The following is a 19,338-nucleotide window of genomic DNA, read 5'->3' on the forward strand; positions in this document are numbered from 1 at the left end:
GAGAGAACACGGGAGGATAAAACTATGGATGCTTTTAAAAAATTAACAGGAATTGTTGCACCAGTAGATCGGGTGAATGTAGATACGGATGCTATTATCCCAAAGCAGTTCCTGAAACGGATTGAACGGACAGGATTTGGACAATTTTTGTTCTACGAATGGCGTTTTGATGAAGCTGGTAACGATAACGCTGCCTTTGAAATGAATAAGCCACGCTATAAAGGTGCTTCTGTCTTGATCTCACGTGCTAACTTTGGCTGTGGTTCCTCACGGGAACATGCACCTTGGGCGATTATGGATTATGGGTTCAGAGTTGTTATTGCACCTTCTTATGCAGATATCTTCTACAACAACTGCTTTAAGAATGGCATTTTGCCGATCAAGCTTTCGGAAGAGCAAGTGGATGAGCTATTTAATCGGACAGCCGAGCATGATGGCTACCAGTTGACCGTGGATCTTGAGAGCAATACACTTCACGATGAATTTGGACTGAGCATCAGCTTTGATCTGGATGAGCACCGTCGTCAGTTCTTGCTGCAAGGTCTGGATGATATCGGATTAACCCTTCAGCATGCAGATGAAATTGCTGCGTATGAAGAGCGTCATGCGGCTAAGTTATTCTCTTAATAATAGGATATAACTGGTTTCATTCTTAACTTTTACAAAAATTACGCAAAACTTCTATTTCCGGGTGTCGGAAATAGAAGTTTTTTTGCTATAATCGAAATATTGATTGGTGATAAAGGAAACATTTGGTGATTTCTGTCGTCTTAATACTTATCTAGATCTATTACTTGCAGAAGGAGCGGGAAAATGAGAAGAGTTGGGTATCGAACGTTGCTACTATTGTTGCTGCCATTATTATTACTATCATTCACTGGACGTGAAGCTGCCGCAGCTGGTAGCAGCTCAGGCAGAATTATTATGGACAATCAAGAGCTTGCTTTGCCAAAAGGAATTAAACTTGAGAATGTCAATGGTAGCGTTATGATTCCCGTCAGAGTGGTAGTGGAGAATCTTGGATTTGAGGTATTGTGGGAGCAGCAGGCCCGCAAAGTAACGGTTCACCAAGATGGAAAAAGCATTGAGCTGGCTGTAGGAAAAAAAACAGCTGATGCGGATGGAGTAACGTTTGATTTAAACGCAGCACCCAAGCAAAGCGGTGGTACAGTTCTCGTTCCGATTCGCTTCGTAAGTGAGCAGTTCGGTCTAAAGGTTGGCTGGGATAATAGCGATAAAACGGTCTATTTGACGGGTGGACAAGCTTCGGTGGCTACACCTGAGGGAACCGTTACTAGTCCAACAGCAACAAGTACTCCTTCTCCAACCCAGATTACTACACCCGGCGTGGATAATGGCACAAGCACTGGAAGTGTTTTGCCCTCACCGACACCACAATCATCCTCAGTACCAGGAAGCACTGGTGTGAATGCAGCAGGTCCGCTGGTAAATGGGGCAGCCTTCACTGAGAATCGATTAATCATCGCTGTTTCTGGGGCCCCTAAACCTAGCATCACAAAAATGAGCAGTCCAGATCGAATCGTTGTAGATTTTCCCGGTGCAGCTTTTGCTCCTGATTTCGTAGGAGGTCTACCGAGTATTACCACAAACGGAAGTCCGCAAGGGAAGCTGGATGTTACTGGTTACCCTCTAGTTTCTGAGATCCGGTATGCGTTGTTCAGTGTAAGTCCTTCTACTGTTAGGTTCGTGATTCAAACGGTCGGGAGCCAGCCTTATCAATTAAGTACGGATGAAAGTACTGGACTGGTGACACTGGATTTGAATGTTACAGGCAGTGAAGGGAACACCTCAGGTGGTAGTGGAATGACAGGAAAGCCAGTTGTAGTTCTCGACGCGGGTCATGGAGGGACACAATCAGGAGCAGTCAGTCTCACGGGTAAGCTGGAAAAAGACTTCAATCTGGCAGTTATCCGTAAAGTGCAAACACTACTTATGCAGGAAGCTTTGGTTGACGTCGTATTTACTAGGACTGAAGACATTACGTTGGGTCTTCAGGATCGAGTAAATATCGCAGAAGCAGCAAAGGCTAATCTATTTATTTCAGTGCATGGGAATTCACTAGAGCTGGGTTATCCGAATAGAGACAAAATAAATGGCAGTGAAACGTACTATTCGCGTAGTGGGAGTCTGCCGCTTGCTCAGGTCATGCACAAACATCTGATAGCAGGTACTGGATTCAAGGACAACGGAGTAAGAACGAAAAGTCTGCATGTTACAAGAGAAACCAGTATGCCGGCAGTACTTCTAGAAGTGGGGTATCTTACTAATTCAGGAAATGAATCAGGGATGTATAGTGAGCAGCTTCAAGACAAATTAGCGAGAGAAATTGTAGCCGGTATTAAGGAATATCTAGGACTTTAATGCTTAATGTTGGTGAGATTTCTCAATTTTTATGGAATATATTCGCAACCTTTATAGATTATTAGCGTCTAATAGAGGTCTGAGGTTGACGTAGACAGGCCATCACGATCGCCATTCACAGGCGAATACTAGATTTAGAGGTGAAGAATGAAGAAATTCAGTTTGATGTTGTTTTTGTTGCTCTTAGTATTTGTTTTGCCTGAGAACGGACATGCTGCTGCCGGGAATAGCAAGATTTTTCTGGACGGCAAGGAGCTGACCGCAGGGCAAAATGTCCCGGTTGAGAATGTGAATGATACAATCATGGTGCCGTTAAGGTTGATCTCTGAAAGCCTTGGATATAACGTGGGTTGGGATCAGAAGAGCAAGACGGTAACGATTGAACAGCAAGGAAAAGTCATCAAATTGGTTGTGAATCAAAAGATAGCCTCAGTTGATGACAAGACAGTAACACTTACCACAGCACCTATCCTTCGTAGTAATACGACACTTGTACCGATTCGGTTCATTAGTGAACAGTTCGGATTAAATGTCTCGTGGGACAACGTGAAGAAGAGTGTGTATCTTATTACCCCAGGATCCTCAAATGATAACGGCAGTTCAGGTGGAAATACTGAAAATGGTGGATCTGAGGTTGTACCGCCGGTAGATCCTTCTAAGAATTTAGCGATGGTAAATGGTGTGAGCTTTAGCGAAAATCGTTTGAGCATAGCCATGGAGGGTAATTCAGTACCGAAAGTGACAGTGATGACTGGGCCGGATCGGTTAGTTGTTGATTTACCTAATGCCACCTTCTCAGACCTATTTGGCACAGGACAGATCCTTGATCCTGACCTAAACGGTAGCTTGGAAGTGAAAGATTATCCCGATGTATCAGGAGTACGTTACTCCCTTTATAGCACGAATCCTTATACAGTACGTTTTGTAATCGATTTGAACTATGCTAAGAATTACAACGTTAGCGTAACTGGAGACGATTCTAAGCTGGTTGTAATCGATCTAAATGCGGAAAGCACTGATGATACTACTACACAACCAGGAAATAATGGCAGAAAGCTAGTAGTATTAGATGCAGGGCATGGTGCTAAAGATTCTGGAGCAGTGGGTGTTACAGGTAAATACGAGAAGAATTTTAATTTGGCCATCGTACTTAAGACAGCTGAATTGCTGAAAAAAGAAAGTAATATTGACGTCGTGTTAACACGAAGTAATGATACTTTCTTGGAGCTTAAAGAAAGAGCCGCTATGGCGAATAATTTAAAAGCTGATATCTTCATATCTGTACACGCCAATAGCTCAGGTTCCTCATCAGCTAGTGGAACAGAAACGTATTATCAACGGGAAGCCAGTAAAGCATTGGCGAACGTGATGCATAAATATCTTGTTCAAGCTACAGGGCTTAGTGATCGCGGTGTACGTTATGGGAATTTCCATGTTATCCGTGAAACGAAAATGCCTGCAGTATTACTTGAAGTGGGATACCTTAGCAACAAAAAAGATGAAGCATTGCTCTTTACAGATGCACTTCAAAACAAAGTTGCGGCTTCAATAGTGAGTGGGATTAAGGAATATTTGGGTATAAAATAACAGACCAGTGGCAGACGAGCGCCGCAAAGTCAGCTTTCTGCTTTTATTTTAAAAGGCAAGAAGTGGTTTTGCGGTACCTGTCTGCCCGTATTCATCTAGAGGAGGCGTTTATTAATGATGAAACAAAAATGGAGTACAATTGGGATCGCTACACTGCTTCTGCTAGTGATTGCTGGCTGTGGAGACAAGCCTACTGCGGCTCCAGCAAATGGTGTGGAGCAAGAGACTTCAAATGTTGTAAGTGGTGCGGGAGAAAGTACACCGGCTCCAAGCGATGAACCAGGAAACGAAGTGACTAGCACTCCGCAACCGACAGCAGATAATAGCAACACAGAAACTCAGGCAACTGCAAAGCCAGTAGCAGATGAGAAGCAAAAACAGAGCCAGAGTATCGATGCATATTATACGGATTCACAAGTTATGGATCTGATTCCTGCTAAGACTAGCATTAGCTTCTCTGACGATGCCCAGAAATATACAGAGACGTTCAAAGCATTGCAAAGCAACGAGAATACTGACCTTGTATCATTATGGGGCAAAATTGAACTGAAATCGTTAAAGTTTGTTGATGGTCAAATTGTGATGGATCTTCATAAACCGGATGAAGCACAGCTGGGTGCTGGTGGGGAGTCCTTAGCGATTTCATCACTTGCCAAAACCTATTTTCAATTTGAAGAAGTAAAAAGCATCGAAGTTTTGGTGGATGGTGAAAAGGTTGAAAGCTTAATGGGTCATGTTGACCTAATGCATCCTATGACTAGAGATAATAGCTAATTGTTATTACAACAAAGGATAAAAGCATCTAACTGACGAATTTTAAATTATACTATTTATTTGAGTCATAGAGAGGGGAATAATCTATTGTCCGCGCAAAAAAGGTCAAAACGACCATTGAAGGCTTATTCTACGAAAGCAGTATCGGCTGTTATGGCTGGAACCATGATTTTTAGTGGCGCAAGCACAGTGTTTGCAGACACAGCTGCTACGACAACAGCAACAACCACTACACAATCTGTAGGAATTTTTAGCGATGTGAAGACAGGCTTCTGGGCTGAAAAGCATATTTATAAATTAGCATCACAAGGAATTGTGGTTGGAAATAATGGTTTATTTCGCCCGGGAGATTCTGTAACTCAGCAGGAAGCAGTGCTTATGGCATTACGTTTTATGAAGTTGCAGGATAAAGTGGATACTTCTTCAGCTGTGGCCTTGCCTACTGATTTTAAGGTTTCAAATTATTACAAAGATTATGTTGTTCTAGCTTTCCAGCAAGGTCTTTTGGACAAAACTACGGAAATGTCTCCTGATAATTTGAAAACTTCATGGGGTGAACGTAAAGCATCCCGAGAATGGATTGCTGAACTGTTAATTCGTGCACTAGGTAAAAGTGCAGATGCAACTGTAGCAGCTAGCAAACCGACAGGCTTTGCAGACGATTCTAAAGTGTCTGCGAACAAAAGAGGGTATATCAACGTTGCTGTTGATCTAAAACTAGCCAATGGTCTTGACGGTAATCGCTTTGATCCACAAGGGGCTGTGACCCGTGCTCAGCTGGCGACCTTTTTCAGTCGGGCAGAAGCCCATAATACACTTGAGTATGATAACACTTACACAGGAACAATCAGTCAATTAGCAGATGGGAAACTATCCGTTTATAATAACGGAAAGACTTCTACATATACCCTGGGAGCGAGCACCGCTTATTACACAAGCGCTTCTGAAAGTAGAATAAATCTAAGTGATATCCAACCTTACACAAAGGTTACTGTAATTGGAGCGACATATAACGCAGCCTATGTTGAAGTGACTGACCCTACACAACAAGTGGAGAGCCTTTCCGGAAGTTTCGCAATGGTAGCACCTGGTAATAAGCTATGGCTGAAATCAGCTACTGGGTTCACTGAATATTACTACGATGAAACGACTACCTTTGTAGATGCGAATGGGACTTCAATTGAACCTGCTTCGCTGGTAGCAGACAGTATAGTTACGTTACAGCGTGAAACTTATAGTGGTTCACATAAAGTTGTCAAGGTTCAAGTGACTTCAGGGGTAGTTAACAAAACGACAACAGGTACCGTTCAAAGTATAGATCTTACTGGGAAAAGCATTACGTTTAAAAATGCTGCTGGTACGGTGGAAACCTTTAAATGGGAAGATGGAACTTCATTATTCACTTATCAAGCATCCGTGTTGCAGCCTGCAGAATTGAAGACAGGTTCTGCTGTTAAATATACGGTTAAAGAAAATGTGATACGTACTGTAGAAGTGACAGAAGGTATTGAACGGACCGTTCAGGGTGTACTTACAGAACTGACTAATTCAACAGTTGTTTATAAAAAAACGGATGGAACTCGTGAAGTTAAGCTACTGGCTACAAAGCCAGCAATTATTATACCGAACATGAATAGCCCTGTGGCCGATGATCTTATAGCTGATACAGTCGGTGGGGACAAGGTTCAGCTTACGCTGAACAGCAGTGATCAAGTCATAAAGATTGAAGTGTTAAGCCGCCAAATTGATCAGTTTAGTGGAGCGACAGTTATTGATTATAATAGTAAAACGCAGCTTCTAACGGTTATGGACACTGATAAAAAAGCCCATGTCGTTCAGTTGGATGAAAAAACAAAGCTCACCTATGAAGGTGTATTGCCTAACTTAACTAGTGTTGGTGCAAGATTGACTGAGAATCGCAAGGTGAATATAAAGGCAATCGGACAACGAGCATTGTCTCTGGAAGTTGTTACGAAGTATGAAGGAACCGTTACTGCTGTCAATGTTTCAGCAAGAACTATAGTTCTGAAGCTAAATGACGGACAGAGCTTGACTCTGCCTTCGCCGCAGCTTATTGATCTCTTTGGTAAAACGAATCCAACCGTAACGGATATTCCTGTTGGTAGTTATGTGACAGCCTCGTTAACGGCTGGTCAAGATTTAATCGCTGTCCTGAAAGTTAAGACCGTTCTTCAGGTTGAAGCAGCAACAGTAAATTCTGGAACCAACCGTTTGAGCATTAAATGGAGTGGAGGGACCAGTGAAATTAATCCTTATGCTATTCCATTAACAAATGAAGCAGGCGAAAGTATAAAACTTACAGCTGTGAAATCGGGAGATTTTCTTAATGTGACTTTTGATGGAAGCACTCCACTCGCTATTCAGACAGTTAAGCTTACAACGGGTCAGATTAATTCAGTCGATGCTGCAGCGAATAGTTTGGTGGTAAAAGAGTATGCTGGAGCAGCACAAAACTTTACTGTAAGCGGTGGGGTTAGAATCATACGTGATGGCGCCACAACAACTGCTCTTAGTAACTTAACAACAGCGGACAGAGTGGAGATTCGTAAAGACACGGATGGAGCGACAGTCATTCGTGTGTTACCACAGTTAACTCGTTCATTCTCTCGCTATGACAGTACGACGAACTCATTGGTGACTAAGAGAGCTAATCTGAACGATAAGTATCAGTTCACTTTTGCTTCAAATGTATATATTCATCAAGGAGATACGACATTGTCCGTGCAATCTCTGAAAGAAAATGATAATATTATAATGTATTTCAATAATGATATCGTGGTTGAAATTGTGAAACAATAGTAGCAATGGTGGATTTCTGAGTGAATCACCGTCTTGACACAGGAGCTTTGCCTGCGTCAAGACGTTTTTTTTGAAATATAAGAAAGTATAAGAGTTGTATTTTCTTGAAATGTATGAAACCATACGTTATAATACAGACTTTGCTTATATTTCTTTACATTAGAGATGACACGCTCATGTGAGTTTTAATGAGCGTAATCGCTCCGTGGAGGGGACACTATGAAAGTTGCAGAGGTCCGCCACATTTTGGATACGATTGGAGACTTGTTCCCTGATGCTCATTGCGAGCTAAATCACAGTAACGCTTTTGAATTAACGATAGCGGTACTGTTATCAGCCCAATGTACGGATGCAACGGTGAACAAAGTGACCGTGGACCTGTTCCAAAAGTACAAAGCCCCCATCGATTATATTTCTGTACCGCTGGAGGAGTTGGAGGGGGATATCCGGCGCATCGGCCTATATCGTAACAAAGCTAAGCATATCCAAAGCCTATGCTCTATACTCATAGAACAGTATGGTGGCGAGGTGCCTGAGGCTCATGACTTGCTTGTAACTTTACCCGGTGTAGGTCGTAAAACTGCAAATGTAGTAGTATCCAATGCTTTTGGAGTTCCTGCCATTGCAGTGGACACGCATGTGGAGAGGGTTGCTAAACGACTTGCATTAGCAGGCTGGAAAGATTCTGTGCTGGAAGTGGAAAAGAAGCTGATGAAGGCTGTGCCACGTGACGAATGGACGATCACTCATCACCGGCTTATCTTTTTCGGACGATATCACTGCAAGGCACAGAACCCAAAATGTCAAGTTTGCCCGCTCCTTGATGTATGTCGAGAGGGCAAAAAACGTATGAAAACAGCTGTTGTCAGGAAAGCTAAAGATCATACGCCAAAAAGTTAGAGTTGAAGAAGAGGATGGGATAGAGATGAAATGCATTTCTGTATACACAGATAATTTTGAAGTGTTCTCGGATATTTTTGATCGCGTAGTGGAAAGCCCACTCGAAGAGAACGAAGAGCAAGAAGTAGAAGGTATCACGATCAGTCATTCCGGTGACGTTCCTGAACACTATTTTGAGCGTATGTCAGTGAAACCTGAGGTTGTTGTAATGAGAGATAAATCTCGTGGTTTGACTATTCTGCAACACGGAAAAGTATTCGAAATTCTTTTGCCTGTTTCGGAAACTGCATAAATTTAGAAGTGATAAAAGGAGTCGGCCCTAGGGCTGGCTCCTTTTTTGTTTCTTACTTTTCTAGCGAAAAAGCAGAAAGATGTTTGAATAACCTCATTTCGTAAGAGATGATAGGTTATTTTGTAAGTAGTGTGTATTTAATTTGTGTCAAACTGGTGATAAACTGTAATTATTATTTATAAAAAAGGTTCTGCGTGACATCACAGAAATTACACCTGTATAAACATTGAATAAGCATAAACGTCTTCGGCGTCCTTATAAGGACGGTAAGCGTTTAAGCGAGAAATATAAGGATAATGTATCATGTGAAACTTTTACTTTCCTATATTTTAATAATGAGTCTGATTTCGTATTCTTGAATGGGTTATATTCAAAGCATGATTAGATGGTAACAGTGGAGGTGGAGAGTCAGTGAGAGCGGAACAGGTTAGAATCGAGAAAGAGACATTAAGTGAAACGGCATCGCTGCTTTTCCAGTTGCGTGGATTAATGCATCGCTGGGGTGATGAAGGCTCTGAACGTATATATGAAGATTTACAACATAAAGAGGGTGGGAATGAGCTGACCCTTGCTTTTTGCGGACATTTTTCGGCAGGAAAATCCAGTATGATCAATCTTCTTTGCGGCAGTTCGGTGCTGCCTTCTGGACCTGTGCCGACTAGTGCGAATATTGTCTCTATTCGCAGTGGAGTTCCACGAGTGCTTATTTATCCTAGAGTTGAAGGAAGTAAAAATGATGCTGCTCCTATAGAGACAACTCCAGAAAGATTACAAGAATACTGTCGAAATGGTGGTGAATATTCCGCAATTGAAGTGTGGAATGAGATACCACTGCTAGGTAAGGATGGCGTACTATTGGATACACCTGGTGTAGATTCGACGGATGATGGTCATCAGGCGGCCACCCGCTCTGCGCTGCATTTAGCTGATGTCGTATTTTATGTGATGGATTATAACCATGTACAGTCAGAGAATAATTTGGCCTTTGCTAAAAATCTTAGTGACTGGGGTAAACCTTTGTATCTGATTGTTAATCAGATCGACAAGCACAGGGAACAAGAGATTTCCATTGAGGAATATAAACGTCAACTTGAAAATGCTTTTGAACAATGGGGGATTCATTGTGCGGGAATTTTATTCACCTCTCTCAAAAAGAAAGAGCATCCTCTTAATCATTGGGATCAGCTACTCAGCCTTATAACCGAACTGTTGGAACAAAAGGAACAGCTACTTCAATATAGCTTGTCTCGTTCTATTCATCATACAGCGGATTCTTCTCTAACTGCATTCCGTGAAGATCAGCAGGAGGAAAGAGCGGCTCTTCTTGAAGAACTAGAAGGTACGAATGCAGAGACAGTGACGAATGAACTGAAGTCACTCGAAGAAGAGAAGGCACGACTTGAGGCGTTGCCTCAGCAGTCACGAGCGAGTTTGCGAACTGGCCTAGACACCTTACTTAATAATGCTAATCTAATGCCTGCAGATGTAAGAGAGGCGTCGGGAAGCTATATGGAAAGTGCTAGCCCTACGTTTCGATTAGGGTTATTCTCTACGGCTGCACGGCGGGAGAAGGAACAAAGTAAACGACTGGCAGTCTGGCAAGGACTGTTGACCCGAGAGGTTTCCGCTCAGCTGGAATGGCATTTGATTCAGCTGGTACGTGATTGGGCGGAGAATCTCGGGCTGTGGGAGGAGGAGGCGGAGACGACTCTGAAGCAAGGGTTCCCGGCGGTGAGCCAGGAGTGGCTGGCGGCTGCAGTTAAGCCGGGAACGGGGTATAGCGGCGAGGCGCTGCTCAATTTCTGCCGCACACTTGCGGCTGATATTAAGAGCCAGTTCCGCCGTGCCGCGTTAGCGGTGAGCGATGAGCTGTTAGCGAAGCTGCCGCCGCTCATGGAGGAGCAGCGTGCAGTACTCCAGCGCCGCGAACAGGCTCTTGCGCGGCAGGCGCGCGCCGTTGACGCGCTAGCCGCGCTGGACCGCGCGGCAGCTGCCCGCGCGCACGAACTCGCGGCGCTGCTGCCGCCGCGCCGGCCCCTCACCCCCGGCATCCTGCCGGAGGTGAGGGTAACCCCGCGAGCGGCTGCGCAGAGCGCCGCACCGCGGGAGGTCCAGCCGCCGCAAAGCGCTGCGGCTGGAAGTGCCGCCGCCGCAAATTGGGCGGCGGGAACGGCTTCGCCGGCGGGCGGCCGCCGCCGGCTATCCGCAGCCGCTGACGCGCTGGCGGCTGCGGCAGAGCTGCTGCGCCGCGAGCCAGCGATGGCATCGGCGGCGCGGAGTCTGGCCGCACGGGCGGAGGATCTCGCCGGCGGCCGCTTTACCCTCGCGCTGTTTGGTGCATTCAGCGCGGGTAAGTCCTCCTTCGCCAACGCTTTGCTCGGCGAAGAAGTGCTGCCCGTGTCTCCACATCCTGCCACGGCTGCGGTCAACCGCATTTTGGCGCCGGAAGGTGACTTCCGCCATGCCAGCGCGGTTGTCACAATGAAGACGATGGCAGATTTCTGGGATGACATCTGCCATTCCTTCAGTGTGCTGCAACTAGGAGAACCACAGCAAAACTCATGGACAACAGTTCTAGCAAGCTTGCCTGCAAGGGGAATTCATCCTTCTGCGTTGCCACATGCTGGATTTCTAAGGGCAGCAGCGGCTGGCTGGGCAGAAGCTAAGCCCTTGCTGGGAACGGTGCGAACGGTTGATTTAGAAGAATACCGAGGCCTTGTAGCGGAGGAGACCCGAGCCTGTTTTGTGCAGGGGATTGATTTGTATTATGCCTGTCCATTGACCGAAAGCGGAATTGTACTCGTGGATACACCAGGAGCCGACTCATTGCATGCTCGTCATACAGGCGTAACCTTTAATTACATGAAAAACGCAGACGCGATTTGTTTTGTTACCTATTACAACCACGCCTTTTCAAAAGCAGATCGAGGTCTGCTTGCGCAGCTAGGCCGAATTAAAGATAGCTTTGCACTTGATAAAATGTTCTTTATTATCAACGCTTCTGATCTTGCTTCAGGCGAAGATGAATTGGAAGAGGTACGAGAACATGTTGCTCAAAATTTACGTGCAGGCGGCTTACGCTCGCCGAGAATTTATGCACTCTCTAGCTTGCTTGCTCTGGAAGGCAAAACCCAGCATGATTATGCACGCTATGAGGCTTCCCGTTTCCATCATTTTGAGCAAGCCTTATCAAGCTTTGCGGGAGATGAACTTCCTCAACTTTCACTTAACGCAGCTGCAGAGAGCATCGCATCTGTTCGCCGCAGGGCGGAAGAGTGGCAGAATCTCGCTTCTATGGCGGCAAACGAGCGTGAAGCAGGATTAAAAGAAATGCAAGAACGTCGTCAGCTAGCTATGAAGAGACTTTCCCTATTGGAGACCGAAGAACGTCCTAGCAGAGATCTTGTTCATGAAGGTGAGGAACTGATCTATCATGTCTGTCAACGAATTAGCTTCTCCTTCACCAGAAATTTTCAGGAATCTTTCCACCCCTCATTATTACGTGAGGACGCAGGAAATTTAAAAGCTATCTTCGCTGCGTGTGGTGCAGAGCTGATGCGTACCACTAAGCGTGAATTGGAGCAAGAGCTATGGGCGACAACACTGCGATTAGAAAGTACCGGGCGTAGACTTGTTCATGAAGCGGCTGAAGCGGCTGCTACTGAGCTGTTTTTCTCTACTCAAGAGTTTCATCTGATGGAGAATGAAGAAGCAGCATGGCCTTCTCCTAGTGAGTTGGAATGCCAGCTTCAGTCCGTGGAATGGCCAACCTTATGGGGACATTTCAAATCCCCTCGCTATTTCTTTGAAGGCGCTGGCCGGGAGCAAGTCAAAGGTGCGGCTGAGCCTCTTGTGAAAGAAGCTGTTAATGTTGCGGCGGCAGAGCAGAAGAAAAAATTGCTTGCGCATTATGTCGATTGCATAGCCAGAGAATTAAAGGTTGCTGCAGAACGCCTACAAGAAGGGTTAGCGGAGCAAGAGAAAGCGATGTTAGATCTCCTTAAAGGGGGTGAATCCGCAGATCATTGGGGTCAATTAGGTCACCAATTATCTCTCTTGGAACAATCTTTCGTTGATAGATTAGACAAAAATCTTTGAAATTTGTAGGAAATTGTCGAAGAACACTTGCAATCTGGCGTATGATGGATGAAAATAAAGAAGCCTGAAAATATACAATGAAACTGTTTTGTTTTCAGAAATTTATGGAAACGAGATAGTCAATTTGCCGAAAGAGGTTGAAATCGACAATGTGGGGAGCTCCTTTTTCAGCTCAAAGCCGCAAGCTGCTGCTACTGGGCAGCGGGGAACTGGGTAAGGAAGTCATAATCGAAGCTCAACGTCTTGGCGTAGAGACCGTAGCTGTAGACCGTTATAGCGATGCACCAGCGATGGGTGTAGCTCATCGTTCACATGTTATTGATATGCTGGATGCAGAGGCGCTTAAAATGCTTATTCGCTCAGAAAAACCGGATGTTATTGTTCCGGAGATTGAAGCAATCGCTACTCATGCTCTTCAAGAGCTTGAAGAGGAAGGTTTCTTTGTTGTTCCGACCGCACGAGCGGCTCGTCTGACCATGGACAGAGAAGGAATTCGCCGACTTGCTGCTGAAGAACTTGGATTGCCAACAGCGGATTATCGTTTTGCAGATAGTCTGGAAGAACTGCATCAAGCCGTTGCAGAACTAGGCACTCCTTGTGTCATCAAGCCGATTATGAGTTCTTCCGGCAAAGGTCAGAGTGTTTGCAAAAGACCGGAGGATGCGGAAGAATGCTGGAACACTGCTTTGGATGGAGCGAGAGCTAAAGGCACTCGTGTTATCGTAGAGGCATTCGTTACCTTTGAAAGCGAGATTACACTTTTAACGGTGCGGTCCGTGTCTGGCACGATATTTTGTCCACCTATTGGGCATATTCAGAAGGACGGGGATTATGTCGAATCATGGCAGCCTCACTTTATGAAGGCGGAACTTCTGGATGAAGCTCAGTCTATTGCCAAGGCAGTTACCGATCAGCTCGGAGGTTTTGGTATTTTTGGAGTGGAGCTTTTCTTGACGGATCGAGGCGTATTGTTTAGTGAAGTGTCCCCTAGACCTCATGATACGGGGATGGTAACGATGGCAACGCAGGATTTATCTCAATTTGCAGTGCATGTCAGAGCTATTCTTGGTTTTCCAGTCCAGTCAGTACAATTACTGACACCAGGTGCCTCAGCTACGCTGAAGGCTGAAGGAGAAGGACGAGCTTTTGTTGTGACCGGAATTGGTGAAGCTTTGGATCTACCTAGGACTCAGGTTCGGGTGTTTGGTAAACCAGAAGTCCGTCCAGGGCGGCGGATGGCTGTAGCGTTAAGTGCGGCGGAAAATGTGGAAATCGCGCGGACGGTAGCCAAGCAGGCAGCGTCTATGCTAAAAGTGGAGGTAAATGAGGATGAACAGTAGTACCATGGCACCTGTACTGGAAATTCGCAAATGCGGCTTGAATGATCTGGAGAGAGTGACAGCGCTTCTGCGTGAATTCGGCTATCCAACAACGCTTAGCGTGATGAAAGAGAGACTGGAAAGCATGGAGAATAACCATCTCCAATGCACGCTTGTTGCAGAACTAAACAATGAAGTTGTGGGAATGGTCGGTCTTAGACAGGTAATCTCGTATTACAAACAGACAGATTGTATCACTGAGATTACTGCACTTATCGTATCAGAAGAACTCAGAGGAAACGGACTCGGTAAAAGACTTGTGGCCGCAGCTGAAGAATGGGCACGTGAGCAAGGTTGCTGTCAGCTCTTCTTGAGAAGTGGTAACCGCGTAGAACGCGCACCGGCACATGCTTTTTATCGTCATCTAGGTTTCGAAAAGACAGCAGGCTATCGCTTTAACAAAGCGTTGCTATAATACTTATAGGTTCCGATCATCCCCATCCCAGCTACGGCGGGATGGTTTTTTTTGCTCAAAATCTATTTAAATAACTTAACCATAGATGGAATAGTTTGAATCATATAGAATGAATTTTATGACAGCTAAATAAATCGTGTCCAAAGAGGGATGAGAAATGTACAAGTTAATTCTTGCTGAAGATGAAGAAGATGTAAGGGAAGGGGTCATCAGTCAGATTGATTGGGAGCACTATGGCTTCGAAATTGTAGAACAGGCGGAGAATGGACGAGAGGCAGCGGATGCGATAGATCGTTTACTCCCGGATGTAGTTGTGACTGATATTCAAATGCCTTTTATGAACGGGCTGCAGCTGGCGGAATGGATTCGCGAGCGGCATCCTAATACCAAGATCATTATTCTGACAGGGTATGATGAATTTGAATATGCACAGAAGGCGATTAAACTGCAAATCGATGAGTATATTTTGAAACCGTTTTCTTCACAGGAGCTGATTGATGTTCTGCTAAAGGTCAGAGCCACTATAGAGGCTGAAATCGCAGAGAAGGAGAATGTTTTTGTACTCAGTGAGCATTATCGGAAAAGTCTGCCTGTGCTGCGTGAGCAGTTTTTATCTTCACTAGTTTCACGCAAGTTACGAATGAATGAAATAGATGAGAAAAGTTCGGAATACGGAATTGATCTACATGGAAAATGGTTCCAAGCCTCGGTAATTAGTGTGGATTATATTCGTCCAGAGCGGGAAACGGTTAGCCTTACCGCAGGTAAGCAAATTTCTTTGCGAGATACGGGAGAGAGAAATTTACAGCTCTTCGCTGTGCTGAATATTGCAGAAGAATTATGTAATAAGCATAATTTTGGCAGGGTGTTTATCCATCGTGATGAGGTAGTGCTTCTTTCCATTTGTGATGCAGGAGAAGAAACTGAAATTACGGGGAAGACTTTTGAAATTCTAGAAGAAATCCGTCACAATGTGCAGCGGTTTCTTAAGCTAACGGTAACCGCTGGTTCTGGAACGGTTTGTCACTCGCCTGCTATGCTATTTAACTCCTTTGGAGATGCCATGCAAGCGTTAGATTATCGTCTCATTCTTGGCAATAACAGAGTCATTTGGATCGAGGATGTGGAGTCACGTTCGAATACACTCTTGGCCTATGATGAATTGACCCAGCAGTCCTTAATCCGAACGATTAAGATGGGAACCGTACAGGAGCTTAAGGAGGTCGTGGAGGAGTTATTTGGCGGATTGAATGCTGAGCAGGTATCTACTCAGGATTATCAGATTTTTTTGCTGGAGATTATTACATCCATCCTGCGTGTAGCCAAAGAGTCCGGTAGTGATGCTGCTAAGTTCGTTGGATCTGGCATTTCCTCATTAACTGAGATGAATAAATTCAATAGTATGAGTGAAGCCAAGCAATGGATTATTACGATCTGCAGCCGGCTAATGGACTCTATTGCCTTAGAACGCCAATCTAGCTATAAGCTGCTCATTGATGAAGCTAAAGATTACATCCGTAGCCATTATGAGGAATCGGATATTTCTATCGGAAAGGTCTGTCAGCATTTACATATCAGTACGGGTTATTTTAGCAGTATTTTTAAGAAGGAAATGAAGATGACTTTCGTTAGTTATCTCTTGCAAATCCGATTAGAGGCAGCGAAGGAACTTTTACGCTCCACGGAACTGAAGGCTTTTGAAATCGCCGAGAAAATTGGCTTTGCTGATCCTAACTATTTCAGCTTTTGCTTCCGTAAAAAATATGGTCAGTCTCCCAAAGAGTATAAAAATAGCTCCAGAGGAGGGTAGTTATGCGGCAAGAAAAGCCATATTCTTTTCGACTGCGGCCGCAGCATCCAACAGGGGGAAAACGCCGGTTGTCCTCTAAGCTGCGTAGTATTCAAGTAACGATTACGCTCACTTTTACATCCGTTGCCGTTCTTGTAGCCGTCGTTGTCAGCCTTATGCTGTATAACAAGTTTGCGAAGACAGCAGAAGAGAATGCCAATATGAATATGCAGCAGATTATTGAGCAAGTGAACTACAATTTGGAGCTTTATGTAAAAGGAATGCGAAATATTTTTGAAACTGCAGAAGATCAAATTACGAATAGTCCCTCCGTGGACTCTGCTTTACTGATGGAAAGAATGGCCATGTTAATGGGAAGTAGAGAGGATCTGGTTTCTGCTGCGGTTTTTACACCACAGGGGAAATACGTCGTGGGCACAGCAGGACAGAAGTTGCGCAGCAACACACAGTTAGAAACCCAGAGCTGGTTTACAACGGCCAAAAGAACATCTGAGATCTCCTATTCAGCGCCCCATATTCAGAACTTGTTTAAAGGTCAATATATTTGGGTTGTGTCGATCAGTAAACTCATTCAATATCAGGAAAATGGAGTCCTAAAAACGGGTATCCTCCTGATGGATTTTAACTTTCGCACCATAGATGAGCTGAGTAAGCAGGTTAAGCTTGGTAAAAGAGGATACGCTTACATCCTCGATCAGTTAGGCAACATCGTGTATCATCCGCAGCAGCAGCTTATTTATGCTGGTTTAAAGTATGAGAATGTGGAGCCGGTATTGGAATATGCTTATCGTAGCTATTTGGATGAGTCTACAGGTGAAAAACGATTTATTACAGTACGTACGTTAGAACAAACCGGGTGGAAAATAGTAGGTGTTGCTTATTATGACGAGATCGTGACCACCAAGCGTGATCTGAACAACTTTTTATCCTGGTTCTTAGCGGTAGTTATTTTATGTGTAATTATCGTATCTGTCTTTTTGTCTGCGCGAATTGCCCGCCCGATCCGTAAGCTGGAACGGACACTTCAGCAGGTAGGAGAAGGGGATCTTAATACTCGAATCGATGTGAGTGGCGCCTATGAGGTAGAACAGTTGTCTAAACGCTTTAACCTCATGCTACAGCGTATCCGTCAATTGATGGATCAAATTATTTATGAACAAGAGACGAAACGTAAGGGTGAGCTTGAAGTTCTGCAATCCCAGATTAATCCACACTTTTTGTACAATACTTTGAACTCTGTGATCCGGCTTGCTGAGCGTGGTAAGACGGAGGAGGTCGTTACAATGATTCAATCTTTATCTAAGTTTTTCCGAATTAGTCTAAGCAAAGGGAATAATATGATTACCGTGCAGGAAGAGCTTGATCATATTCGTCATTATCTCGTCATTCAGAGCTTTCGTTTTAAAAATAAATTCCGCTACGAGATCATTGCACAAGATGAAGTACTGCAGTGTCAGACGATTAAGCTGATTTTGCAGCCGATTGTAGAGAATGCCTTGTATCACGGAATAGAAATGATGCCTGATGAAGGCTTTATCTCTATCCAAGCAGAACTGAAGGACAATCTTGTCATTATAAGGATTAGTGATAATGGATTAGGAATGTCCAAGGAGACTATGAAGGTTATTTTGACAGGCGGCAGTAAGAGTATGAGTGGTTCCGGGGTAGGCGTAAGAAATGTGAACGAGCGTATTGAGTTGTACTATGGCCGTGAATATGGACTTTCTTTTGAAAGTGAAATTGAAGAAGGCACTACGGTTACCCTTATCTTCCCGGCACTAGCAAAAGGCGAAGGCAATGAAGGGCTTAAGGAGGATGAGACATCGTCATGAAAACCTTTCGTTTTTGGCTAACCTTGTTAATGTGTGCGGTGTTATGGACTACAGTTACCTCTTGTTTTAATTCAGCGCCCAATTACATTAACACAAATAAGACCCGTAATATTCATCTTATTGTGAAAATGAACAGGGGCGATTACTGGAATACGGTTAAATTGGGAGCAGAAGCTGCAGCGCAGGAATTCAACGTCAAACTAACCTTCAAAGCTCCGGACTCCGAGAGTGACATCACAGAACAGGTGAAAATGGTGCAGGACTCCATAAAAGAAAAAGCAGACGTGATTATTTTAGCTGCAAGTAGTTACATGGGGCTTGCTCAGGTTGTAGATCAGGCGGCTTATTCCAAAATCCCTGTCATATCCGTAGATGCGGAAGTAGGTTCAGCAAGAGTAAGGACATATATTGGCTCGAACGGCTATGAAGCGGGTCAAAAATCTGCAGAACGATTGATCAAGCTGTTAAAAGGATACGGCGAGGTTGGTATTATTAACTTCACCAATTCAACGCAGAGTGAGAAGCAGGAGTCTTCTAACGGCATTGAGTATGGTGCAAGAGATGCGGAGGAGCGGGAGAAGGGATTTTTAAATTACACTGCACGTTATCCGAATATACAAGTGGTTGAGATTTCATACACGACCTCCAGTATTAAGGATGCAGAAGATCTTACACAACTGATGCTGCTGAAGCATCCGAATCTTCGAGGAATCGCGAGCCTGAATGAGACTGCTTCACAGGGGGCGGCAATGGCTATCCAAAGTCGGGGGCTGCAAAATATAAAAATGGTAGCCTTTGATAGCTCCCCCTCCATGATGGAATTGCTGCAGGACGGTACTGTTCAAGCAACAGTGATCCAAAATCCTTTTAGCAACGGGTATTTGGCAGTAAAACATGCCGTAGAAGTGATCGAAGGAATCGATGTACCAGAACGTGTCGATACAGGAACAAAGCTAATTGATTTGGACAATATGCTGTGGCCAGAGAATCAAAAGCTGTTATTTCCGTTTGTTAGATAGGAGCTGTTTTAAAATAGGCGCCGAAGGCGT

The 19,338-nt window shown here is 44.5% G+C and carries 14 protein-coding genes; all 14 read left to right on the forward strand.

Annotated features, from left to right (window positions below; genetic code table 11):
* Positions 1-24 precede the first annotated feature (24 nt).
* The 14 genes from leuD to ACQKMP_RS11320 all read left to right on the forward strand — a co-directional run bounded on the left by leuD (position 25) and on the right by ACQKMP_RS11320 (position 19,308).
* Positions 25-627, forward strand: coding sequence for a 3-isopropylmalate dehydratase small subunit (gene leuD / locus ACQKMP_RS11255; protein ID WP_042190082.1), 603 nt, complete (start codon positions 25-27; stop codon positions 625-627).
* A gap of 186 nt (positions 628-813) precedes the next feature.
* Positions 814-2,382 carry an N-acetylmuramoyl-L-alanine amidase family protein gene (locus ACQKMP_RS11260; protein ID WP_042190080.1) on the forward strand — a complete coding sequence of 523 codons (1,569 nt, stop codon included), beginning with the start codon at positions 814-816 and terminating at the stop codon, positions 2,380-2,382.
* 147 nt (positions 2,383-2,529) lie between these two features.
* Entirely contained in the window at positions 2,530-3,969 is a 1,440-nt protein-coding gene (locus ACQKMP_RS11265; RefSeq protein WP_339242656.1) for an N-acetylmuramoyl-L-alanine amidase family protein, read from the forward strand.
* Positions 3,970-4,083: 114 nt separating this feature from the next.
* The gene (locus ACQKMP_RS11270) at positions 4,084-4,743 is read left to right on the forward strand and encodes a GerMN domain-containing protein (RefSeq protein WP_042190076.1); all 660 of its coding nucleotides are present in this window, start codon (positions 4,084-4,086) and stop codon (positions 4,741-4,743) included.
* 87 nt (positions 4,744-4,830) lie between these two features.
* Positions 4,831-7,563 (forward strand): S-layer homology domain-containing protein, encoded by a 2,733-nt coding sequence (locus tag ACQKMP_RS11275; protein WP_427469377.1) that lies wholly within the window; start codon positions 4,831-4,833, stop codon positions 7,561-7,563.
* A gap of 219 nt (positions 7,564-7,782) precedes the next feature.
* A complete protein-coding gene (gene nth, locus ACQKMP_RS11280; RefSeq protein ID WP_042190074.1) occupies positions 7,783-8,463 on the forward strand; it encodes an endonuclease III in 681 nt (226 codons plus the stop codon).
* A 25-nt stretch (positions 8,464-8,488) separates the two neighbouring features.
* Positions 8,489-8,755, forward strand: a complete 267-nt coding sequence (locus tag ACQKMP_RS11285) for a hypothetical protein (RefSeq protein ID WP_042129455.1) — start codon at positions 8,489-8,491, stop codon at positions 8,753-8,755.
* On the forward strand, positions 8,752-8,859 hold the full coding sequence (locus ACQKMP_RS11290) for a hypothetical protein (protein ID WP_427469739.1): 108 nt from the start codon (positions 8,752-8,754) through the stop codon (positions 8,857-8,859). The genes ACQKMP_RS11285 and ACQKMP_RS11290 overlap by 4 nt, the downstream gene beginning before the upstream one ends.
* Positions 8,860-9,166: 307 nt before the next feature.
* Positions 9,167-12,853 (forward strand): dynamin family protein, encoded by a 3,687-nt coding sequence (locus tag ACQKMP_RS11295; RefSeq protein WP_427469378.1) that lies wholly within the window; start codon positions 9,167-9,169, stop codon positions 12,851-12,853.
* A gap of 149 nt (positions 12,854-13,002) precedes the next feature.
* Entirely contained in the window at positions 13,003-14,193 is a 1,191-nt protein-coding gene (purT, locus tag ACQKMP_RS11300) for a formate-dependent phosphoribosylglycinamide formyltransferase (RefSeq protein ID WP_427469741.1), read from the forward strand.
* A complete protein-coding gene (locus ACQKMP_RS11305) occupies positions 14,183-14,647 on the forward strand; it encodes a GNAT family N-acetyltransferase (RefSeq protein ID WP_231573317.1) in 465 nt (154 codons plus the stop codon). Before purT ends, ACQKMP_RS11305 begins: the two co-directional genes overlap by 11 nt.
* Positions 14,648-14,804: 157 nt before the next feature.
* Positions 14,805-16,457, forward strand: a complete 1,653-nt coding sequence (locus ACQKMP_RS11310; RefSeq protein WP_339266128.1) for a response regulator — start codon at positions 14,805-14,807, stop codon at positions 16,455-16,457.
* Between the two features lie 2 nt (positions 16,458-16,459).
* Entirely contained in the window at positions 16,460-18,289 is a 1,830-nt protein-coding gene (locus ACQKMP_RS11315) for a sensor histidine kinase (RefSeq protein ID WP_081951172.1), read from the forward strand.
* Complete coding sequence (locus ACQKMP_RS11320; RefSeq protein ID WP_052404367.1) at positions 18,286-19,308, forward strand: substrate-binding domain-containing protein; 1,023 nt, start codon at positions 18,286-18,288, stop codon at positions 19,306-19,308. The genes ACQKMP_RS11315 and ACQKMP_RS11320 overlap by 4 nt, the downstream gene beginning before the upstream one ends.
* The last annotated feature ends 30 nt before the right edge of the window (positions 19,309-19,338 follow it).

Origin of the sequence: Paenibacillus sp. NPDC101420, assembly GCF_050277435.1 — a bacterium.
Taxonomy (GTDB): Bacteria; Bacillota; Bacilli; order Paenibacillales; family Paenibacillaceae; genus Paenibacillus_AQ.